The following is a 21689-nucleotide window of genomic DNA, read 5'->3' on the forward strand; positions in this document are numbered from 1 at the left end:
CAACTCCCTCAGGCCGGCTGGCTGTTCAGCGGCTGCTGCATCAGCGCCTGCGCAAGGCGGGGGTCTTCAAGCTTGCTGGTCCACCATTGCAGCGCCTTGCCGCGCGAGCTGGTGCGCCACGCCACCTTGAAATTGCCCGGCGCGCGCACTTCCACGGTCTCGCGGGCCAGCAGCACGCCGCTCTCGATATGGGGCGCAGCCATCGGGGCCGGCAGCCAGCCGCAGCCCAGGCCACGGATCTGCGCCTCCAGCTTGTCGCGCATGGTCGGCACCACCAGGACATCCTGCCCGGCCAGCACGCCGTGCGTACGCGCCGGCAGGTTGCGCGAGGTATCGCCTACCGCCACGATGCGGTGCTTGGCGATCTGCATCGTCGTCAGCGGCCCTTCCTCGGTGGCCAGCGGATGGTGCGAGGCCACCGCGAACACGAACGGCACCGACCGGAGCGGCCGCACCTGGAAACCCTGCGTGCTGGGCGCCTCATAGGCCCCGCCAATGACCAGATCGACCCGATTGCTGACCAGCGCATCCCAGGCGCCGCCTAGCACTTCCTTCGAAAAGCGCAGCCGCGTGGCGGTGTTCTCGGCATAGAAATCCTGGATCACCGGCAGCAGCGCGCGAAAGTTGACGAGGTCGTCCAGGGCAATGCTGAGGTTGGCTTCCCAGCCCGTGGCAAGGCGCTTGACGCGCCGCGCGAGGTCATCGGCGGCATGGAGCAGGTGGCGGCCTTCGTCCAGCAGGGCGCGGCCGGCCGGGGTCAGTTCGGCGCGGTGACGGCGGCGGTCGAATAGCAGGACGTCCAGGTCCTCCTCCAGCTTGCGGACCACATAGGTCAGCGCGGAGGGCACCTTGCCCATTTCGTGAGCGGCAGCGGCAAAGCTGCCCTTGCGCTCGATGGCGTCCAGGACTTCGAGGGATTCGAGGGAGAGGGGCATGTTCAGAAAATCTGAATGAATTCTTCTAACCGGGTGCCCGTCAATATACGCCGACTCCCCTAAACTGCCTAGCATCGAAACGCCGCTGACCCAAGCCAGTCCGATAGTGACAGGCGATTTTGGGAATCTCGGAGGCCACAAGGAGGGCCATCAAAATGATTGAAATCCGTAAGTCAGACGAACGCGGTTATGCGGACCATGGCTGGCTCAAGTCTTATCACAGCTTCTCCTTCGCAGATTACTACGACCCGCGCCATGTTCAGTTCGGGCCGCTGCGTGTGATCAATGAGGATCGCGTGGCGCCTGGCATGGGCTTTGGCACGCACGGTCACCGGGACATGGAAATCATCAGTTATGTGCTCGATGGTGAACTTGCGCACAAGGACAGCATCGGCAATGGCAGCGTGATCCGTCCGGGCGATGTGCAGCGGATGAGCGCCGGTACCGGCGTGCGGCACTCGGAATACAACCATGCCGCGCACGACACCACGCACTTCCTGCAGATCTGGATCATCCCCGCCGAGAACGGCATCGAGCCGGGCTACGAGGAACGCAATTTCCCGGCCGAGGAAAAGCGCGGCAAGCTGCGCCTCGTCGTCAGCCCGGATGGTGCTGAGGGTTCGGTGGTGATCCATCAGGACGCGCGGCTCTATGCCGGGTTGTTCGATGGGGACGAGGCCGCCACGCTGGCCATCGCCCCGGGCCGCCGTGCCTATGTGCACGTGGCGCGTGGTGCGATCTCGGTCAACGGGCAGGTGCTCGGGGCCGGCGATGCCGCGAAGCTGGAAGCGGTCGAGGCCATCACGCTGGCCCAAGGCAGTGGGGCCGAAGTGCTGGTCTTCGACCTGCCCTGAGCACGACATTAGTCCGTAGCCATCCGCCCGCCGGTGCCCCCGGCGGGCGTTTTCCATCTGGCCTTTAACACCTGCTTACAGGTCTTTCCCATTGACGGTGCGGCGTGACGCTATGCTATCGTCTGGCTATACCGCAATGCGACCGGACCGGCACTTCGCCGTCGCGCCAACGTCCGTCGCCACCGTCACGCGATGACCTTTGTTTCCATTCTTCTGGCGCTGATCGCCGAACAGTTCCGAGCCTTGGGCCGGAATAACCCCATTTACGACATCGTGCGCGTATTGGGCGAGCGGGCCGAACACGCCTTCGACACGGGCCGCCCACGCGACGCCGCGCTGGCCTGGCTGACCGTGGTGCTGCCGCTCACGGTAGCCGCCGTGCTGGTTCACTACCTGCTGGCGTCGATCAGCGTGGCGCTGACGCTGGCCTGGAACGTCCTGCTGCTGTATCTGACCCTGGGCTTCCGCCAGTTCAGCCATTTCTTCACCGATATCCACGAGGCGCTGAACCGCGACGATCCGCACACCGCGCGCACGCTGCTGCACGAGTGGACCGGGCTGGATACCGTCGACATGCCGGTCAGCGAGATCGTGCGTCATACGCTGGAGGCGGCCATCATTGCTGTCCATCGTCATGTATTTGGGGTGTTCTTCTGGTTCCTGGTGCCGATCGGCCCGGGCGGCGTCGTGTTGTACCGCACCGCCGAGTTCCTGAGCCGGCAGTGGAACCTGCCGTCGAACGAGCGCAGCCCGGCGCTGGGGCGCTTTGCCTCGCAGGCGTTCTATGTGCTGGACTGGGTGCCTTCGCGCCTGACGGCCATCGGGTTTGCCATCGTCGGCAATTTCGAGGATGCCGTGTACGCGTGGCGCAACCACGCGCGCAAATGGAATGATGCGATCAACGGCATCCTGCTCGCCAGCGGCGGCGGGGCGCTTGGCGTGCGGCTTGGCGCGCCGCTGGCCGAGGACGACTCCAGCGTGATGCTGCGCACGAGCCTGGCTGGCGTGGACTACGCGCCGGGCATGGAAGACACCGCCGAGCCGGTGCCGCCCGAATACGGCGCCGACCCCGGCGTGCGTACGCTGCAGTCGGCGGTGGGACTGGTCTGGCGCGCGGTCATCCTGTGGATGCTGCTGCTGGCGATGGTGTCGCTGGCGCTCTGGGTGGGCTGACCGCCCGCATCCGCCAACAAAAAATGCCACGATCGTGGCGTTTTTTTATTTCCCCTTGCTCAATCCCGATGGGCCCCGCAGCGCCAGCACGATGCGAACTGCGCCTCGTGCCATTCCGCGCAGCCCGCGCATTGCCAGCGTGGCCCCGGCGGCGGGTTGGCGGCGGCGTTGAGCACGGCCCAGGCGTCGGCTTCGGCCGCATCGTCGAGAATCCAGACCTGCGGCGCGCTCTCCTGGAGCGGGATGTCCCCGGCCGCACCGCCCAGCCACGTGTTGCGAACCTCGGCGCGAATGCCCGCCGCCCGCAGCACGTTCTCGCAGTGCGCGGCATGAACCAGCGATGTGGACCGCAATAGCAGCTTCATCAGGCTATTCCACTATTCCACGGTTACCACGGCTTCTGCTGCCGGGACTCGTGCAGCAGCTGCGTGTAGAGCTGATGGCGGCGCTCGGAGATCTCACCGCCGTCGATGGCCGCCAGCACGCCGCAGCCGGGCTCGTTGATGTGATGGCAGTTATAGAACCGGCATTCGGTCAGCTTGGGCCGGAACTCAGGGAACGCGCGCTCCAGCATGCCTTCGCTGAGGTGATGGAGGCCGAATTCCTGGAAGCCGGGGGAGTCGATCAGGTAGCCGGGCCGGCCCTCGACCGTGCCCCAGTCCGCCGGCAGGTGATAGAGCCGTGTGAACGTGGTGGTGTGCTTGCCGGAATCGAGCTTGGCCGAGATTTCGCGCGTCTGCGCCTCCACGCCCGGGATCAGCAGGTTCAGCAGCGACGACTTGCCCATGCCAGACTGGCCGATCAGGATGCTCGACACCCCGGCTGTGCGCGGCTGGAGTGCCGCCAGCGCCTCTTCCGGGCGGCCGTGGACGGACAGCTCGACAGTGTCGTAGCCCAGGTCCTGATAGAGCTTCAGGCGGCGCCGTGCATCATCGAGTCGCGCGGTCAGGTCGGTCTTGTTCAGGATGACGAGGGGGCGAATTTCGAGCGCCTCCGCCGACACCAGCGCGCGGCCAAGCAGATCCTCGGAAAAACTTGGCTCCGTGGCCAGCACAATGACCACCTGGTCGATATTGGCGGCCAGCAGCTTGGATTTGAACTGGTCCGAGCGATGCAGCAGGTTCTTGCGTGGCGAGACGACGGTGATCACGCACTGGTCCGCCGCCGCCATGTCCACGGCCACGTGGTCGCCCACGGCGCAGTCGCTCTTCTTGCCGCGCGGGAAGGCATGGAGCCGCGATCCGTCGCCCAGCTCCACCACATAGTGGCGGCCATGGGCGGCGATGATCAGTGCGGTCTGGGAGGCTTCGCCGGTGCCCTTGCCGGCGTTGTGATGGCGCGCGTGACGGTTCATGCGTGCGCCAGCAGGCGGTCGATCCGCTGCGCCGCGGGCGGGTGCGAATAGTAGAACGCGCTATAGATGGGGTCGGGCGTCAGCGTGGATGCGTTGTCCTTGTACAGCTTGACCAGCGCGGAGACCAGGTGGCCGGCATCGGTCTGATGGGCGGCGAACTCGTCGGCCTCGAACTCGTGCTTGCGCGACGACTGGCTGGCCAGCGGCCCCAGCACGAAGGTGAACACCGGCAGCGTCAGGAAGAACAGCACCAGCGCCAGGGCGTGGTTGCTGGCGCCGAAGTTCGGCAGCACGCCCAGCCCCGTGTAGAACCACGCCCGTGTGGACAGCCAGCCCAGCAGCGCCAGGAACACCAGCGAGAGCGCGAAGGTGACCGCGATCATCTTGGCCACGTGGCGGCGCTTGAAGTGCCCCAGTTCGTGCGCCAGCACGGCTTCCACTTCCTCGCCGTCCAGGCGGGAGAGCAGCGTGTCGAAGAAGACGATGCGCTTGGCCGCGCCGAAGCCGGTGAAGTAGGCGTTGCCGTGCGCGCTGCGCTTGCTGCCATCCATCACGAACAGGCCCTTGCTGGCAAAGCCGCACTTGCGCAGCAGCGCCTCGATGCGCTGGCGCAGGCCCTCGTCGGCCAGCGGTTCGAACTTGTTGAAGAGCGGGGCGATGAAGGTGGGCACGATCACCTGGAGCAGCAGGCTGAAGGCCATCCACAGCAGCCAGGTCCAGACCCACCAGTAGGTGCCGGCGCGCTCCATCAGCCACAGCACGGCCAGCAGCAGCGGCAGGCCCAGCACGCAGGCAACCAGCGTCATCTTGGCGAGGTCGAGCAGCCACAGGCCGACGGTCATCTTGTTGAAGCCGAAGCGCTGCTCGATGCCGAACTGGCCATATAGCGAAAACGGCAGGTCCACCAGGCCGCCGATCAGCGCGACGCTGGCAATCAGCGCCACGCCGTACAGGTAGCCGCCGCCGTCGAACACGCCGAGCCAGAAATGGTTCAGCGCATGCAGCCCGCCCAGCATGGTGAAGCCGATCAGCACGGCGGCGCCGGCCAGCACCTCAAGCATCGACAGCCGCGTGCGGGCGATGGTGTAGTCGGCGGCCTTCTGGTGGGCGGAGAGCGTGATGGTGTCGGCGAAGCGGGCCGGCACGGCGCCGCGATGGCGGCCCACATGGCGCACCTGGCGCGCGGCCAGCCAGAGCTTGGTCAGCACCATGACGACCAGCGCGGCCAGGAAAATCAACGTGAACATCGGCAAGGCCATAGTAGTTTCGCGAAAGTCGCTCGGTGAGACTGCCGACCGGCGGCGAGGGTGCGCAACCGGGCAATTGTGGCGGATATGCGAGAATTATAAATTGTTCGCGCCGGGCGCCTGTCCGGCCGGTTTTCTTCCTGTCCCCAATATCGAGCCGTACCCAGATGACAAGCCCAGCCGCCACCTCCGTCAAAAGTGAAAACAACCTCATCTGGTTGGATATGGAAATGACCGGCCTGCAGCCGGATTCCGACCGGATTATCGAGGTTGCCGTGGTGGTGACCGACTCCGAACTCAATATCCTGGCCGAAGGCCCGGTGCTGGTGATCCATCAGGCCGACGCCGTGCTCGACGGCATGGACAACTGGAACAAGGGCACGCACGGCCGCTCGGGCCTGATCGACAAGGTCAAGGCGTCCACGCTCACCGAGGCCCAGGCGGAAGCCGAGCTGTTGGCCTTCCTGAAGCGCTGGGTGCCGGCCGGCAAGTCGCCGATGTGCGGCAACTCGATCTGCCAGGATCGTCGCTTCATGGCCCGCTACATGCCGAAGCTGGAATCGTTCTTCCACTACCGGAACCTCGATGTCTCCACGCTGAAGGAGCTCTGCAAGCGCTGGGAGCCGGCCATCCACAAGGGTTTTGCCAAGCGCCAACTGCACACGGCGCTGGCCGATATCCTCGAGTCGGTGGAGGAGTTGCGCTACTACCGCACGCACTTTATCAAGGCGTCCACGCCGGCCCCCACGGACACCCCGGCGACGCCCGCTGCCACGGCGGCCCCGGCCGCCCCGGCTGCCTAAGGCAAAACAAGAACCCAGCGGGCCGGTCCGTCCTTCCGCCTGGCGGGAGGGGCCCCCGGCCACGCCGCCCCCTCCGCCATGTTCACCCGTATCGTTTCGATCATCACGCCGGTCATCCTGATCATCCTGGTCGGATGGCTCTACGGCCGGCGCGCCCACCCCGACATGACCGGCATCAACCGCGCCACGCTCGACGTGATCGCGCCGCTGCTGGTGGTCTCGGCCTTCGTCAGCAAGGATTTCGTGCTGGCGGACCAGTTGTCGCTGCTCGGTTGCGCGGTGGCGGTGGTGATCGGCTCCGGCATCCTGGCGTGGATCGTGGCCCGGCTGATCAAGGCCGATCCGCGTACCTTCGTGCCGCCGATGATGTTCAACAATAGCGGCAACATGGGTCTGCCGCTGTCGGTGTTCGCGTTTGGCCCGGCCGGCCTGGCGCCGGCGGTGGCGCTGTTCGCGGCATCGAACCTGATGCACTTCACGCTGGGGCTCAAGATCGTCAACCGGCATGCCTCGCTGACGCAGATCGCCCGTAACCCGATGGTGCTGGCGACCGTGGCCGGGGTGGCGCTGTCGCTGGCGCGGCCGTGGTTCACGCTGCCGGAGCCGGTTTTTGAATCGATCAAGCTGCTGGGCGATGCCACGGTACCGCTGATGCTGTTCGCGCTCGGCGTGCGGATGAAGGACGTCAGCCTGCGGAACTGGGGGATGGGCTTGCTCGGCGCGGCGGTATGCCCGCTGGTGGGCATTGCGGTGGCGCTGCCGCTGGCGCTGTGGGTGCCGCTGACGGATCTCCAGCGCGGGCTGCTGTTCGTCTTCGCGGCCCTGCCGCCGGCGGTGCTCAATTTCCTGGTGGCCGACCATTTCCGGCAGGAGCCGGATCAGGTGGCCTCCATCGTGCTGCTGGGCAACATCGCGGCCGTGGTGTTCGTGCCCATCGGGCTCTACCTCGGCCTGAAGTAGCCCTTTCTCTATATATCTAGTCAGGACTTCGCGCGGATGGCGTGCTTCGGGCGCCACGCCTTGACCACGGCTTCGTCGGTCTCCACGTAGGGGCCGCCGATCAGGTCGATGCAGTACGGCACCGCCGCGAACACGCCCTGGACCACCGACTTGCCGTCGGCATCGCGCAGACCTTCCAGCGTCTCGCGGATGGCGCGCGGCTGGCCGGGCAGGTTGATGATCAGCGCGGCACGGCTCGGCGTCTCGCGGATCACCGCCACCTGGCGCGACAGGATCGCCGTCGGCACGAAATGCAGGCTGACCTGCCGCATCTGCTCCCCAAATCCCGGCATTTCCTTGGTGCCGACCGCCAAAGTTGCCTCCGGCGTCACATCCCGCCGGGCCGGACCCGTGCCGCCCGTGGTCAGCACGAGGTCGCAGCCGGCCACGTCCACCAGTTCGACCAGCGTGCGCGAGATCAGCGCCTGCTCGTCCGGAATCAGCCGTTCCACGCCTTGCCACGGCGACGTCAGGGTGCGGCCGAACCAGTCGCGCAGGGCGGGGATGCCCTCGTCCTGGTAGGTGCCGGACGACGCCCGGTCAGAAATCGACACGAAACCGACGATCAGTTCGTCCGGATGCTTGCGCAATACGGGGGAACCGAGGGGGGTGGTCAGGGGAGGGGTCATGCCTCGGGCTCCTGTGCGGGCGGGGTGGTGGCGTCGGCTGCGGCGCCCGTGGCGGCATCCTTGTCTTCCAGCGCGGTCTTGACGGCCTGGAACAGCTCGCGGAAGTACTTGGGCGGCTTGCCCATTTCGCGTTCCTTGCGGGCATTGCGGATGATGTTGCGCACGGCCTGCACGTCCACGCTGGGGTGCTCGCCAAGGAACTTGGTCAGCATCGCGTCGTCGGCCAGCAGCAGCTCGCGCCAGCGTTCGATCAGGTGCAGCCGGGCCGTCTCGGCCTTGCTGGTGCCCTTGAAGCCTTCCAGCGCGGCGCGGATGGCGTCGACTTCGTCGTCGTCCAGCCCGCGCATGACCTTGCCGACGAACTGCATCTGGCGGCGCTTGCCTTCGTGGCTGTTGATCTTGCGCGCGGCGTGGATGGCATCGGCCAGCGACTCGGGCATCGGCACGCGCGCCAGGCGGTCCTTGGCCAGGGCTTCGAGCTCGACGCCCAGGTCTTGCAGCGCGGTCATGTCGCGCTTGCGCTGCGACTTGCTCTTGGGCAGGTCGTCGTCCGGCTCGGGGGCAAAGCCGCCGGGGAAACGGGAATTGGAGGGGCTACGGGTATTTCGCGTCATAGCCGGCATTTTATCTTGCTATGATTCCCGTTTGGACTTTTGATCACGCTTGCCCACATGGACCACCGCATGGACCAGATTGCCGACAAAACCTCGCATTTCACCTATTCCCAGGACCAGCTCAAGGCCATGGCGGCCGATGTGCTGCGCGTGGCACGCGAGCTTGGGGCGACCGACGCCGCCACCGAGATCTCGGAGGGCAGCGGCCTGTCGGTGACGGTGCGCAAGGGCCAGGTGGAGACGATCGAGCAGAACCGCGACAAGGTAGTCGGCGTGACGGTGATGATCGGCCAGCGGCGCGGCAATGCCAGCACGTCCGATTTCTCGCCGGCGGCGCTGCGCGCCACGGCCGAGGCCGCCTACAACATCGCCCGCTTCACCGCCGAGGACGACTGCGCCGGGCTGGCCGAGGAAGACCTGCTCGAGAAGAACCCGCAGGACCTGGACCTGTTCCATCCCTGGACGGTGGACGCCGAGGGCGCCATCGACATCGCCCGCCGTGCCGAGGCCGCCGCATTCGCGGTCTCGCCGAAGATCCGCAACAGCGATGGCGCGAGCGTCTCGGCGCAGCATTCGCAATTCGTGCTGGCCACCTCGCGCGGTTTCTCGGGCGGCTACCCGTATTCCCGCCATTTCATCTCGTGCGCGCCGATCGCCGGTTCGGGCGGCGGCATGCAGCGCGACGACTGGTATTCGTCCAAGCGCTCCCCGCTGACGCTGGCCGCGCCCGAGGACATCGGCCGCTACGCCGCCGAGCGCGCGCTGGCCCGCCTGAACGCCCGCAAGCTGACCACGCGCAAGTGCCCGGTGCTGTTTGAGGCGCCGCTGGCCGCCGGCCTGCTCGGCGCGTTCGTCCAGGCCGTGTCCGGTGGCGCGCTGTATCGTAAATCGACGTTTTTGTACGACACGCTCGGCAAGGCCGTGTTCGGCCCGGACATCCAGATCCATGAAAGGCCGCACGTGCCGGGCGCGATGGGCAGCGCTCCGTTCGACGAGGAAGGCGTGCGCACGCGCGAGCGCGACGTGGTGCGCGATGGCGTGGTGGAAGGCTATTTCCTCTCCACCTACTCGGCGCGCAAGCTGGGCATGAAGACCACCGGCAACGCCGGCGGCTCGCACAACCTGACGCTGACCAGCACCCAGACCCAGCCGGGCGACGACTTCGCCGGCATGCTCAAGAAGATGGGTACCGGCCTGCTGGTGACGGAGCTGATGGGGCAGGGCGTGAACTACGTGACGGGCGATTACTCGCGCGGCGCGTCGGGCTACTGGGTGGAAAACGGCGTCATCCAGTATCCGGTGGAAGAAATCACGATTGCCGGCAGCATGGTCGAGATGTTCAAGCAGATCGTGGCCATCGGTTCGGATGCGCTGGTGCGCGGCACCAAGGAAACCGGCTCGATCCTGATCGAACAGATGACGATCGCCGGGAACTGACGGGCCGGGGCCGGGGCTGGATCGCCCAATGAAAAACGGCAGGGTTTGAACCCTGCCGTTTTTTTATGCAGCTTCGGCTTACTCTTCGCCGGAAGGCGGGCGTTCGTACGTCACGAACGCGTAGTCGAACTGGTTGGTCTCGGAATGATGCGTCTCGCGGGCCAGTTCGATCCAGCGGGAGCGGTCCACGGCCGGGAAGAAGGCGTCGCCCGGCACGTCGGCGTCGATCTCGGTGACGATCAGCCGGTCCGCGCTGGGCAGCGCCTCGGCGTAGAGCTGCGCGCCGCCAATCAGGAAGACCTGCTCCACGCCCACGCAGAGCCGCTGGGCGTCCTCGAGCGACGCCACCACCTCGGCACCTTCCAGTTTCAGCTCCCGGTTGCGGCTCACCACGATGTTGCGGCGCCCCGGCAGCGGCCTGCCGATGGAATCCCACGTCTTGCGGCCCATGATGACCGGCGCGCCCATCGTCGTACGCTTGAAATGCTGGAGGTCTTCCGGCAGGCGCCACGGCAGCGTGTTGTCGCGGCCGATGGTGCCGTTGCGCGCCCGGGCGACGATCAGGGTCAGCAGCGTCATACGGCCACCGGCGCCTTGATCGCAGGGTGCGATTCGTAACCCACCAGCGCGAAATCCTCGTACTTGTAGTCGAAAATGCTGTCCGGCTTGCGCTGGATCTGGAGCGTCGGCAGCTTCATCGGCGCGCGCGCGAGCTGGGTCTCCACCTGCTCGAAATGATTGTTGTAGATATGGCAGTCGCCGCCGGTCCAGACGAAGTCGCCCACGCCCAGGCCGGCCTGCTGCGCGATCATGTGCGTCAGCAGCGCGTAGCTGGCGATGTTGAACGGCACGCCGAGGAAAATGTCGGCGCTGCGCTGGTAGAGCTGGCAGGACAGCTTGCCATCGGCCACGTAGAACTGGAAGAACGCGTGGCAGGGCGGCAGCTTCATCTGCGGGATTTCGCCCACGTTCCAGGCCGAGACGATCAGGCGGCGCGAGTCCGGGTTGTTGCGGATCTGCTGCATCAGGTCGGCAATCTGGTCCACGTGGCGGCCGTCCGGTGTCGGCCAGGCGCGCCACTGGTAGCCGTAGATCGGGCCGAGTTCGCCATTCTGGTCGGCCCACTCGTCCCAGATCGACACGCCGTGTTCCTTCAGGTAGGCGATGTTGGTCGAGCCCTGGAGGAACCACAGCAGTTCGTGGATGATGGACTTCAGGTGCAGCTTCTTGGTGGTGACCACCGGGAAGCCCTCGTTCAGGTCGAAGCGCATCTGGTAGCCGAACACCGAACGGGTGCCCGTGCCGGTGCGGTCGGCCTTGTCGGTGCCATGCTCGTAAACATGGCGCATGAAGTCGAGATACTGTTTCATCGGCTTGGAAGCGAGGGCGGGGAGAAAGTGATGTCGGCGCCTTGGGGCGCCAAGCGGGGATTTTACCCGTAATCCGAAAAGCAGAAGACCGCCCGGAGGCGGTCTTCTGCTGCGCCGCGGCAGGGGGCTGCCGCGGGCCGGGGTCTGACTGATGTCAGTGGCTTTCGGCCGGAGTCGTGCGCACGCGACGCTTCTGCGTCAGGTAGCCCGCGCCCAGCACGCCGCCGATGATCAGCACATAGAGGCCAAGCTGCACGACCGAATGCGTCTCGAAGAACGTCTTGATCAGCGGCTCCTTGACGATCATGTGCACGGCCGTGAAGGCCAGCACGCCGGCGCCCACGTAGATGATGACCGGGAAGCGCGACATCAGCTTCAGCACCAGCGTCGAGCCCCAGACCACGATCGGGATGCTGATCAGCAGGCCCAGCACCACCAGCAGGAAGCTGCCGTGCGCGGCGCCGGCCACGGCCAGCACGTTGTCCACGCCCATCACCGCATCCGCGATGATGATGGTCTTCATCGCACCCATCAGCGTGGTCGCGCCGCCGCCGTGCTCGTCGCCATCTTCCTCGGCGGCCAGCAGCTTGTAGGCAATCCAGACCAGCGCCAGGCCACCTACCAGCATCAGGCCAGGGATCTTGAGCAGCCAGACCACGCCGATGGTCATGGCCGAACGGACCACCACGGCGCCGACGGTACCCCAGACAATGGCCTTCTTCTGCAGATGCGGCGGCAGGTTGCGCGCCGCCAGGGCGATCACGATGGCATTGTCCCCGGCCAGCACCAGGTCAATGACGACGATGGACAGCAGCGCCGTCAGGAACTGCATCGTGAACAAATCGGTAAACCACTCCATGAACTCTCCTCGGGTACGAACGAATAGCTGCAGGCCAATTTGGCCCGCAAGGGTTTTTGTTCACCTGAGATCACGGAGCACGGGAGTTGAAAACGCCTTTGCAACGTGAAACCAGGTTGCAAAGGTCTTGCTCGACACACAGACGCGGAATGCGCGCCAGGGTCAGCACAACCGGAGACGGGTCGCGTCTCGGAATGACGATTGTGCTAAGGGCAATGGCCCCCAAGCTACTCCCCTTTGAAGGGGCGCGTCCGCAGATTCTGCGCAGCGGTCGCGCTGGGCGGGATTATAAGCGAAATGCGAGAAAAAATGTTGCGCAGCCTACATGCCATTTGAATGTATCTAACATGAGGCGTTTGGGTGGAATTTCGACAGGGTCAGCGGATGTAAGTCGATGCAAAGCAACCTGCGCGCATATCGATATGCACCTATCCTATTGGGATCGGCTTCGGCCGGTGCGCGCCGGACTGCACAGGCGCGGACTCCGAAGGCGGTCGCCGGGCGCCAGCCATGGCGGTTTTGAGGGATTCACGTAGTGCCCTATCGACAACAAGGAAGCGTCATGCCGGCTGTTACGACACCACTGAACCCAACCCGACCTCTCTCCAAAGCCAATCACAACCACCACGCCCCCACACTTGCTCCCGAGCCGTCCCCGGTCATCGTCAATGGCAATGGCCATGGCCATTGCCATGCCCCGGCGCTCCAGCCCGAATTCGTCCAGCAGTACCACGAGGACAGCGGCGCACTGCGCGCCGAGATCGTTGCTGGCCTGACCCGGCATCCGGCCAGCATCAGTCCGAAGTTCTTCTACGATGTGCTCGGTTCGCGGTTGTTCGAGGCGATTACCGACCTCCCCGAGTACTACCCTACGCGCACGGAAGCATCGATCTTTGCCAGCGCGGCGCCGGCCATCGCGGCGCGTGCCGGCAGCGGCTGCGTGCTGATCGACCTGGGCGCCGGCAACTGCGAAAAGGCCGCGCGGTTGTTCCCCAGCCTCCAGCCGTCGCAGTACGTGGCGCTCGATATTTCCGTGGAGTTCCTGCGCGGCACGCTGACAGGCCTGCAACAGCAGAATCCGCATATTCCGATGCTGGGCCTTGGCGCGGACCTCTGCGGCCCGCTCGACCTGCCCAGCGGCGTCCGGCGCGGCCGGCGGCTGTTCTTCTACCCGGGCTCCAGCATCGGCAACTTCGCCCCGATCGAGGCGCTCGCGCTGCTCCAGCGCCTGCGTGCGGCGGCCGGGCACGGCGACGGCGTGCTGATTGGCGTGGATCTGTTCAAGGATTCTGCGACGCTGGTGTCGGCCTATGACGATGCCCTGGGCGTGACCGCCGCGTTCAACCGCAACGTGCTGCGCAACCTGAACCGCATCGTCGGCAGCGACTTCGCGCTCGATGACTGGCGCCATGCGGCCAGCTTCGACGCCCGGTCCTCGCGCGTGCAGATGCATCTGCAAGCCACGCGCGACGTGACCGTGCGCTGGGCCGACGGCGAGCGGCGCTTCGCGGCCGGGGAGCAGATCCATACGGAAGACTCCTATAAGTATCGCCCCGAGGACTTCTCGATCCTGCTCGAGTCGGCCGGCTTCACCGATCCGGTCTGCTGGACCGATCCGAACGGCTGGTTCGCGGTGTTCCACGCGCGCGGCTGACCGTTGCGGCGGCGGTTGCCGAAGAAGCCGCAGACCAAGCAGGGGATTGAATGCCCGGGGAGGGGCCATCGACGCGCCAGTGTCATAATGCGCGCAGCCGGTGGCCCCGGCATCCCTTTCACCTTCTGTCACGGATCTGTCGATGAGCGGCTTCTCCATGCTTCCCGATCTTCACTTCACTGGCGGCAAGGCGACGTGGGCTGATGCGCGCCGACTGCCGCGCGAAGGGCTGGCGCAGGCGCTGGTGGAGTCGCGCAACCGCACACTCGCGTGGTTGGCCGCCTTCGGCCAGACCCGCAAGGGTTGGATGGTCACGCGCCAATACGACTGCAATCCGCCGTTGTGGACACTCGGTCACATTGCCTGGCATGCCGAATGGTGGTGCCTGCGTGGCGTGCGCCACCTTGAGCGGGGTGGGGTGCGGCTGCCGGTGGCCAGCGAGCCGTCGCTACTCGACGGGGCCGACGAATGGTTCGATCCTGACCGCATTGGCCCGGACGAGCGCTGGGAAATCGTGCTGCCCGATGTCGCGCGCGTAAAGCAGTACGCCACGCAGGTGCTGGACGGCCTGCTGCGCCGCATCGCCCTGCTGCCTGACGACGAAGATGCCACGCTCTATCCGTTTCGCCGGGCGCTGTTCCATGAGGATGCCCAGGGCGAGACCATCGCCGCGCTGCTCCAGGCGCTGGGCATGGCGCCGGCCGAGCCGGCTGCCGTGGGCCCGTCGATCTCGGTCTCGCATAACGGCACATTGCACTTCCCGGGCGGCCGCTTCACGCAGGGCTGGCATGACGCGGACGGCCTCGCGCTGCCCGACGAGCTGCCGGCCCAGCAGACCTATGTGCCTGCGTTCGATATGGACGCCGCGCTGGTCACCAATGCGCAATTCCTGGAGTTTGTCGAAGACCACGGCTACGAGCACCCTTCGTGGTGGTCGGCGGCGGGGCGGCAGTGGCTGATGACGCAGGAACGCTCGGCGCCGCGTTACTGGTCGCGCCACGCGGTGACGCGGGCGTGGATGGTGTCGCGCTTCGGCGCGGAGCGCACGCTCAACCCCGACGAACCGGTGCGTCACGTCACGCTGTTCGAGGCGCAGGCGTGGTGCGTCTGGGCCGGCCGGCGTCTGCCGCAGGAAGTGGAGTGGGAGCTGGCGGCCACGCAGAATCGCGGCCTGCAATGGGGGGCGCTGCGCGAGTGGACGGCCACGCCCTACGAGCCCTACGCGGGCTTCGTGGCGCAGCCGGCCGATCTGGAACTGGTGGGCCGCTTCGGCACGCACCAGGCCGTGCGCGGCGTCTCGTTCGCGAGCCCGGCGCGCCAGCGCCATACCCGGGCGCGCATGGCGCTGCTGCCCGAGGACGATGTCTCCTTCGTAGGCTTCCGGTCCTGCGCGGTGTAGGCCCCGACGTCGGTTTCATCGCGCGCAGGCAATAAAAAACGGCACCCTGGGGTGCCGTTCTTCATGGATCACAGCGACCGGTCACCCGGTCACCCGATCAACGCTCGTAACGCGAGCGGCTGTTGCCGTTGCCGTTGCGCTGGCCGCCGAAGCCGCCACGATCGCCGAAGCTGCGGTTGCCGTCGCGCTGGCCGCCTTCGCGGTTGCCGCCGAAGCCGCCACGGTTAGCGCCTTCGCGGTTACCGAAGCCTTCACGGTTGCCGAAGCCGCGTTGCTCGCCACCGAACGAGCGCTCGCCGCCGAAGCTGCGTTGCTGCTCGCCGCCGAACGGACGCTGTTGCGGCTGGCCACGGTCGCCGAAGCCACGGTTGCCGTCGCGCGGGGCAGCGCCTTCGCGGTTGCCAAAGCCTTCACGGTTGCCGAAGCCGCCGCGATCGCCAAAGCCACGGCTCTCGCCGCCGCCGAACTTGCGGTCGCCGAAGCTGCGCTCGCCGCCGGTGCCGCCATTGCCACGGTAGCCACCGCCGCTACCGCTGTTGCCGCCGCGATAACCGCCGCCGGTGCCGCCGTTACCACGGTAGCCGCCGCCGCTGCCGCCCGGCTTGCCGCCGAAGTTCGAACGCGGCTTGGGTTGGCGACGCGGCTCGAGGCCTTCGATCACCGATGCGTCGATGCGGTGGTTGGTGAAGCGCTCGATGCGCTTCCACTGGAACATGTCGCCATGGTTCACGAGGTTGATCGCGATACCCGAGCGACCCGCACGGCCGGTACGGCCGATACGGTGCACGTAGTCTTCCGCCTGCTTGGGCAGGTCGAAGTTCACCACGTGGGTGATGTCGGGTACGTCGATGCCGCGCGCGGCCACGTCGGTCGCCACCAGCACGCGGATGTTGCCGCGGCGCAGGGCGGTCAGCGTGCGGTTACGCGCACCCTGGGTCATGTCGCCGTGCAGCGCGCCAGCCGAGAAGCCGGTATCCGAAAGACGTTCGGCCAGCGAGTCGGCATCGCGCTTGGTCGCCGTGAAGACGATGGCTTGCTTGAGCGAGGTATCGCGCAGCAGGTGATCCAGCAGGCGCTCCTTGTGCGACATGTCGTCGGTGAAGTGCAGGCGCTGCTCGATGTTGCTCTGGTCGGCGCGCACGGCAGCGATCTCGATGCGCTGCGGGTCGCGCAGCTGGCGCGAGGCCAGTTGGGCGATGCGGGCGTCGAGCGTGGCCGAGAACATCAGCGTCTGGCGCGTGGCCGGCGTGGCCGCGACGATGGCGTCGATGTCATCGGCAAAGCCCATGTCCAGCATGCGGTCGGCTTCGTCGAACACGAGCATGTCGAGTGCGGACAGGTCGATACGGCCGGCGTCGATGTGATCGAGCAGGCGGCCCGGCGTGGCCACGAGGATGTCCGGCATCTTCGACAGCATGGCCAGCTGCTTCGGGTAGGGCATGCCGCCCAGGATGCTGGCGCAGACGATGCGGCGCAGATGGCGGCCGTACTTGGCGGCAGCCTCGGTCACCTGCAGGGCCAGTTCACGCGTCGGCGTGAGCACCAACAGCGACGGCTGGGCCGGCGACGGACGGGGGCGCTTGCCCTTCATGCGCTTGATGGGTTCGTCGCTGCGCGGACGGTTCGTCGGGGCCGGCTTCTCGCTGATGCGCTGGATGGCGGGCAGCATGAACGCGGCGGTCTTGCCCGAGCCGGTCTGGCTCGAGACCAGCAGGTCACGGCCGGCCAGGAACTGGGGAATGGCCTGTGCCTGCACCGGCGTCGGCGTGAGGTAGTTCAGTTCGGAGAGGGCGCGCAGGATGGCGGCGTCCAGGCCGAGCTTGGCAAAGCCATTGTCGGCGATGTCGATGGCCGGGGCTGCCTGGGCGGGTGCTGCGGACGCTTCCGGAGCGTCACCGGCGGTCAGCATGGCGTCGAGCTTGTCGAGCGGGCTGATGTCGGCGGGCGTGGCGGATGCGTCGGTGGCGGAGGCAAAAGATTGCTCCGCACGGAAATCGTGCTGGGTCATGTCGTGCTTATTAAATATGCATGGCACCCCCGCGGTCATGCGCAAAGGGGTGGGCGCAGTGCAAAGTCTTAAAAAAGGCTTCGGCGCCAATCGGTAGGCCGTTCGACAGACTCAGCTGGCAACACGGCGGCAGGCAGGGCGGGCGGCTGGCTTTAAATAAACCGGCTACTAATCCCTGGCAGGCAAACAGCGCAGGCAAACAGGCTGTTCATCAGGATCGGAGACGAGGCGACGTCAGGTGAGCGGTGCGTTCTGGCCAACACCTGTCACGGAACATCTTGGAGGACAGAGGCGGGGTGCAGAGCTTGGGAGGCAGCGGGTACGCCATGGCCGGATTGCCGGGCGTGTTGCGAAACTCACAGTGCGAAACTCACGGCGCGCAGTATAGCAGAACAATTAAATTTTTGTTGCAGTGCGAAACGTAACGAGATGTGTCGCGCACATCGCCATCGCGGCAATCGCGCGGCAATCCTCCGGCGTCACCTGCGATGGCTCCCGCTTGAAAGCGGGGGCGTCGTGCCTATACTCAGAGCGCGAGCAATCCATGCCCGCATGGGGCGGACACCCATCGTTCCCGATGATTCGCCTTCGGCAAGGTTAGCTTGCCGCTCGCCCCCGGCATTGCGGTCATTGATGCCACTGCCAGGTTTTCTTCGACTATCCGGGTGGTCCGGATGGACGTCCGCGTCATGGGCGGAACCATGGGAAAACATGCTTGGCACAGGAATGACCGGAATTCGCCGGCGACGTTGACCCAGGTGGTCCGGGCCCGTCCGCAACCAAAGCCCGCCAGTTGTCTGGCGGGCTTTTCTTTGCTGCGACGGTACTGCTTTGTTTGCCGGGGCGTATCGCGCCTATTTGCGCGGCAGCTTCCCGGTCACCCGTTCCTGCCCTGCATGCTGTCCGGACGCCTCGGGCTTGCCCGGGAAGCCTTCCGGATACTGGATCAGGCGCGCCTGCGCACGGCGGTGGGCCTGCCAGTGGCGGCCGCCTCCAATGCGGGCACCGCCCGTGATGGCGCTCATGGCCTCGCGGTCGAGGTCCATGTTCTCCGTCAAATCCTTGATGACGATCACTGCCATGGCGTTCTCCAGCATTTGGGCCTGGCCATGGCCGGTCTGTTTGGGGCCGGCCGGGCGGCGCCGGGGCAGGCGCGGGCCCGATTCAGTATAGGCCAGCGGTGCCGCCGTGGCGGCACCGCCACCGGAGGGTGGCCGGTCAGGCCGCCGCCCAGTTGCCGCCCCACTGCGACGGGTTGACGCCGAGCTTGATGTTGCCCAGGTCCACGCCGACCAGCGTGTTGTTGTTGAACGCAGCCACGTTCACCTGCTGCAGCTGCTGCACGCTTTGGTTGATGTTGATGTTGACGTTGGCCAGCGGGCCCATGTTGCCGGCCTTGGCGAGCCAGCTATTGCCGCCACGGATGGCGCACAGTGACTTGCGGTCGAGTTCCTTGCTGGCGGCAAGGTCGCGCACGATGATCGAAGACATGATGGACTCCTTGATCCGGAACCGTTGGGCTCAGACCGCGCCGTACACGTTGTTGCTGGCCGTCTGCGAGGTCGTCACGGTGTTCTTCATGTGTTCCTGGAAGGCCGAGCCGTTGCCGAACGCGCTCGTCACGCTTTGCATCTGCTGGTTCTGCTGGTTGATCTCGGTGTGCTTGTCGATGGACAGCTTGAACGGGCTGTAGACCGAGGTGTACGGGGCGAAGAGGCCGAGGCCGCCGGATACGGCGCTCATCTTCTTGGCGTCGAGGGTTGCGGTCGAGGACAGGTCTTGGATGGTCAGCGTGGTCATTTCAGTTCTCCTAGAGAGGAAGGGTGAAGCTTGGTGGTGGTTGAGCATCGGGTTGGTGTCGCGCTCGGTTGTCATATCGCAGCAAGCGTGCCAGCGCAGACCCGGCACATCGAAAAAACCTGAAAAGCCGCGTGGGGCAAGGCGTTGCGGGGAGGTCGGGGCTGGCACGGCGCGAGCGCGCGGTGCCGCAGGGGGAGGAGAGTGGTGGATTGCCGCCAACAGATCGGCCGCGCCTGTCGGGGCGGGGCCAACGACCCGGGCAGTACCGGGTTTGCGATTGGACAGAGTGCGCACTAGTATCCATCGTGGGCGATGGTTCGTGACGTAGCGGCATCGCCGGTCCGCAACCACTCGTCGGGATCGCATCTGATGTCTAGCCTGACCGACCTGATACGCAACTTCCAGCGCGGTGGCCTCTCGCGTGACGAGTTCCTTGCGTCGGTCGACCTGGCCCTCCAGGACGACCAGACCCAGCCGACCCAGCTCGCGCGCGTGCTCAGTGAAGAACACACGCGCGCGCCGCTGCCGCCTGGCGTCTATGCCGAGGTGATGCGCCGCATCGAGTCGCGCGTGGCCACGCAGTTCGACCCGATCATCGGGGACGCCATGCGCGAGCCGCTGGGCGAGGAAACCCGCATGGCGCCCGAGCCGCCGGACCGCAGCGCGCCGCCATCGTCATTCTCTTCAGCCACGTCGCCGTCCGCCTCCTCGCACCCCTCCGGCGGCCAGAGCGGCCAGAGCGGCAACACCGGCAGCACGGGCAACACCGGCGGCTATGTCACCGCCGGGGCCAGCAAGGGCGTGGGCGATACCCTCAACGCCCGCTTCGTGCTCGAGGAGTGCCTGGGCATCGGCGGCATGGGCACGGTCTACAAGGCGCTCGACCTGCGCAAGCTCGAAGCCTCCGACCGCAAGCCCTATATCGCCATCAAGGTGCTGAACCTCCAGTTCAGCGGGCATCCCAAGTCCCTGATGGCATTGCAGCGTGAGGCGCGCAAGGCGCAGACGCTGGCGCACCGGAATATCGTCACCGTCTACGACTTCGACCGGGACGGCCCGACGGTCTTCCTGACCATGGAATATCTGTCCGGGAAGTCCCTCAACCGCGTGCTGCGCGCGCCGGACTTCGCGGGCCTGCCGTATGCCAAGGCGCTGCCGATCATCGTCGGCATGGGCCGGGCACTGGCCTATGCGCACGAGCGCGGCTTCGTGCATTGCGATTTCAAGCCGGCCAATGTGTTCCTGACCGATCGCGGCGAGGTCAAGGTGATCGACTTCGGCATCGCCCGCGGCTTCCAGCAGCCAACCGACGACGCGGACCAGACCGTGTTCGATCCCGGCTCGCTGGGCGGCATGACGCCGGCCTACGCCAGCCCGGAGATGTTCGAGCACCGCGAGCCCGATCCGCGTGACGATATCTACGCGCTGGCCTGCGTGACGTATGAGCTGCTGACGGGCAAGCATCCGTATGAGCGGATGTCGGCCAACCAGGCGCGCGCCTCGCATATGAAGCCGACCCAGCCGAAAGGGCTGGGCCGCAACCAGTGGAAGACGCTGCGCCAGGCGCTCTCGCTGGACCGTGCCACGCGCACGCCCACCGTGAAGCGCTTCCTGGAAGGGCTGGGTGCCGAGCCGGCGCGCGCAACGTCGAGCGTGCCGATGGCGATTGGCGGCGTGCTGGCGGGCGCCGCGCTGGTGGCGGGACTGGGCTACTACGTGTGGCGCATGGGCGCCCCGCCGAAGGCATCGACGGAAACCACCCCCCGGGCCGGCACCACCGAGCCGCCTGCTGCCGAGACGCCAGCCCCGGCCGCCGAGCCGCCGAAAGCTGCCGAGCCGCCGAAAGCTGCCGAGGCGCCGAAAGCCCCGAAAGCCCCCGCCCCCAGGCTCACGCTGCAGGCCGTCACGCCCGTGCTGGCCGCCGCGCCGTGCTCGCTGCTCACGGCTGCCGTCGATGGCGGCACGCTGCACGTGGAGGGCTACGTCGCTGAGACCACCACGCGCAAGCTGCGCGACCAGTTGAACGCCATCCCCGGCGTGAAGTCGCTGAAATTCGATGCCCAGCCGCTTGCCGCCGACAAGTGCGATGTGGTGCGCCTGGTGGCGCCGTACTGGTCCGGGCACAAGCCCGGCGGTGCCGTGGTGCGCACCCGGGGCAGCGCCAAGCTGACCGAGGGCACGCCGCTGATCATGGACCTGACCACGCCGGGGCAGGAGACCTATGTCTACGTCGATTACTTCGTCGTCGACGGCAAGGTGGCCCACCTGGTGCCCAGCAAGCGCATTCCGGGCCATCAGGCGCCGGCCAGCTATAGCGCCACGATCGGGGAGGCGGGGGACTGGGTGGTCTCGCGGCCGTTCGGCACCGAACTGGTGGTGCTGCTGACTACCCCGGCGCCGCTGTTCGAGTCGCGCCGGCCCGAGTTCGAGACCCGGCAGGAATACCTGCGCGCGCTGGACAAGCCCCTCGCGCAGATGGCCGGCAAGTACGGCCGGGACCGCATCAGCGCGGACCTCGTGCAGATCTCGACCAGTCCCCGCTAGTTCAAGCTAG

General features: G+C 66.4%; 21 protein-coding genes. 8 read left to right on the top strand and 13 right to left on the bottom strand.

Annotated features, from left to right (window positions below; translation table 11 throughout):
* Positions 1–8: 8 nt before the first annotated feature.
* On the bottom strand, positions 9–935 hold the full coding sequence (locus AB4120_RS01020) for a LysR family transcriptional regulator (protein WP_441641754.1): 927 nt from the start codon (positions 933–935) through the stop codon (positions 9–11).
* Positions 936–1090: 155 nt separating this feature from the next.
* Here AB4120_RS01020 and AB4120_RS01025 point away from each other — a divergent pair, with 155 nt between their 5' ends.
* Together AB4120_RS01025 and AB4120_RS01030 are read left to right on the top strand one after the other, a co-directional pair.
* On the top strand, positions 1091–1789 hold the full coding sequence (locus AB4120_RS01025) for a pirin family protein (protein WP_144199675.1): 699 nt from the start codon (positions 1091–1093) through the stop codon (positions 1787–1789).
* 192 nt (positions 1790–1981) lie between these two features.
* The gene (locus tag AB4120_RS01030; RefSeq protein ID WP_144199673.1) at positions 1982–2962 is read left to right on the top strand and encodes a CobD/CbiB family protein; all 981 of its coding nucleotides are present in this window, start codon (positions 1982–1984) and stop codon (positions 2960–2962) included.
* A 59-nt stretch (positions 2963–3021) separates the two neighbouring features.
* Here AB4120_RS01030 and AB4120_RS01035 read toward each other — a convergent pair whose 3' ends face one another.
* From AB4120_RS01035 to AB4120_RS01045, 3 genes are read right to left on the bottom strand one after another with little or no spacing between them, the layout of a single operon-like run.
* Positions 3022–3327 (bottom strand): putative signal transducing protein, encoded by a 306-nt coding sequence (locus AB4120_RS01035; RefSeq protein WP_149135497.1) that lies wholly within the window; start codon positions 3325–3327, stop codon positions 3022–3024.
* 23 nt (positions 3328–3350) lie between these two features.
* A complete protein-coding gene (rsgA, locus tag AB4120_RS01040) occupies positions 3351–4316 on the bottom strand; it encodes a ribosome small subunit-dependent GTPase A (RefSeq protein ID WP_149135498.1) in 966 nt (321 codons plus the stop codon).
* The gene (locus tag AB4120_RS01045; protein WP_149135499.1) at positions 4313–5563 is read right to left on the bottom strand and encodes a M48 family metallopeptidase; all 1251 of its coding nucleotides are present in this window, start codon (positions 5561–5563) and stop codon (positions 4313–4315) included. The genes rsgA and AB4120_RS01045 overlap by 4 nt, the downstream gene beginning before the upstream one ends.
* A gap of 167 nt (positions 5564–5730) precedes the next feature.
* On the opposite strand from AB4120_RS01045, the gene orn reads away from it, so the two are divergent.
* Positions 5731–6366 (top strand): oligoribonuclease, encoded by a 636-nt coding sequence (gene orn / locus AB4120_RS01050; protein ID WP_149135500.1) that lies wholly within the window; start codon positions 5731–5733, stop codon positions 6364–6366.
* Positions 6367–6444: 78 nt separating this feature from the next.
* Positions 6445–7326: an AEC family transporter gene (locus tag AB4120_RS01055; protein ID WP_149135501.1), complete on the top strand. Its 882-nt coding sequence runs from the start codon at positions 6445–6447 to the stop codon at positions 7324–7326.
* Positions 7327–7346: 20 nt separating this feature from the next.
* Here AB4120_RS01055 and mog read toward each other — a convergent pair whose 3' ends face one another.
* Together mog and yjgA are read right to left on the bottom strand one after the other, a co-directional pair.
* Positions 7347–7994: a molybdopterin adenylyltransferase gene (mog, locus tag AB4120_RS01060; protein WP_441641755.1), complete on the bottom strand. Its 648-nt coding sequence runs from the start codon at positions 7992–7994 to the stop codon at positions 7347–7349.
* Positions 7991–8608, bottom strand: a complete 618-nt coding sequence (yjgA, locus tag AB4120_RS01065) for a ribosome biogenesis factor YjgA (protein ID WP_280527759.1) — start codon at positions 8606–8608, stop codon at positions 7991–7993. Before yjgA ends, mog begins: the two co-directional genes overlap by 4 nt.
* A gap of 69 nt (positions 8609–8677) precedes the next feature.
* Between yjgA and pmbA the strand changes: the two genes are divergently transcribed.
* Positions 8678–10045, top strand: a complete 1368-nt coding sequence (gene pmbA, locus AB4120_RS01070) for a metalloprotease PmbA (RefSeq protein WP_144199657.1) — start codon at positions 8678–8680, stop codon at positions 10043–10045.
* 78 nt (positions 10046–10123) lie between these two features.
* Here pmbA and AB4120_RS01075 read toward each other — a convergent pair whose 3' ends face one another.
* The 3 genes from AB4120_RS01075 to AB4120_RS01085 all read right to left on the bottom strand — a co-directional run bounded on the left by AB4120_RS01075 (position 10124) and on the right by AB4120_RS01085 (position 12274).
* Positions 10124–10624 (bottom strand): dihydrofolate reductase, encoded by a 501-nt coding sequence (locus AB4120_RS01075; protein WP_149135503.1) that lies wholly within the window; start codon positions 10622–10624, stop codon positions 10124–10126.
* A complete protein-coding gene (locus AB4120_RS01080) occupies positions 10621–11415 on the bottom strand; it encodes a thymidylate synthase (protein WP_149135504.1) in 795 nt (264 codons plus the stop codon). Before AB4120_RS01080 ends, AB4120_RS01075 begins: the two co-directional genes overlap by 4 nt.
* A 154-nt stretch (positions 11416–11569) precedes the next feature.
* The gene (locus tag AB4120_RS01085; RefSeq protein ID WP_144199651.1) at positions 11570–12274 is read right to left on the bottom strand and encodes a TerC family protein; all 705 of its coding nucleotides are present in this window, start codon (positions 12272–12274) and stop codon (positions 11570–11572) included.
* A 562-nt stretch (positions 12275–12836) separates the two neighbouring features.
* On the opposite strand from AB4120_RS01085, the gene egtD reads away from it, so the two are divergent.
* On the top strand, positions 12837–13928 hold the full coding sequence (gene egtD, locus AB4120_RS01090) for an L-histidine N(alpha)-methyltransferase (protein ID WP_149135505.1): 1092 nt from the start codon (positions 12837–12839) through the stop codon (positions 13926–13928).
* A 142-nt stretch (positions 13929–14070) separates the two neighbouring features.
* On the top strand, positions 14071–15327 hold the full coding sequence (locus AB4120_RS01095; RefSeq protein WP_144199647.1) for an SUMF1/EgtB/PvdO family nonheme iron enzyme: 1257 nt from the start codon (positions 14071–14073) through the stop codon (positions 15325–15327).
* Between the two features lie 97 nt (positions 15328–15424).
* Here the strand turns inward: AB4120_RS01095 and AB4120_RS01100 are convergent, their stop codons facing one another.
* The 4 genes from AB4120_RS01100 to AB4120_RS01115 form a co-directional block, all read right to left on the bottom strand.
* Positions 15425–17335, bottom strand: a complete 1911-nt coding sequence (locus tag AB4120_RS01100) for a DEAD/DEAH box helicase (RefSeq protein WP_149135506.1) — start codon at positions 17333–17335, stop codon at positions 15425–15427.
* An 854-nt stretch (positions 17336–18189) separates the two neighbouring features.
* A complete protein-coding gene (locus tag AB4120_RS01105) occupies positions 18190–18417 on the bottom strand; it encodes a hypothetical protein (RefSeq protein WP_262389550.1) in 228 nt (75 codons plus the stop codon).
* Between the two features lie 136 nt (positions 18418–18553).
* A complete protein-coding gene (locus tag AB4120_RS01110) occupies positions 18554–18826 on the bottom strand; it encodes a hypothetical protein (protein WP_092290299.1) in 273 nt (90 codons plus the stop codon).
* A 30-nt stretch (positions 18827–18856) separates the two neighbouring features.
* Complete coding sequence (locus AB4120_RS01115) at positions 18857–19135, bottom strand: hypothetical protein (protein WP_144199641.1); 279 nt, start codon at positions 19133–19135, stop codon at positions 18857–18859.
* Between the two features lie 369 nt (positions 19136–19504).
* Between AB4120_RS01115 and AB4120_RS01120 the strand changes: the two genes are divergently transcribed.
* Complete coding sequence (locus tag AB4120_RS01120) at positions 19505–21679, top strand: protein kinase domain-containing protein (protein WP_441641756.1); 2175 nt, start codon at positions 19505–19507, stop codon at positions 21677–21679.
* Positions 21680–21689 lie beyond the last annotated feature (10 nt).

The sequence above is a fragment of the Cupriavidus sp. 2KB_3 genome (assembly GCF_052115685.1).
GTDB classification, from domain to species: Bacteria; Pseudomonadota; Gammaproteobacteria; order Burkholderiales; family Burkholderiaceae; genus Cupriavidus; species Cupriavidus campinensis.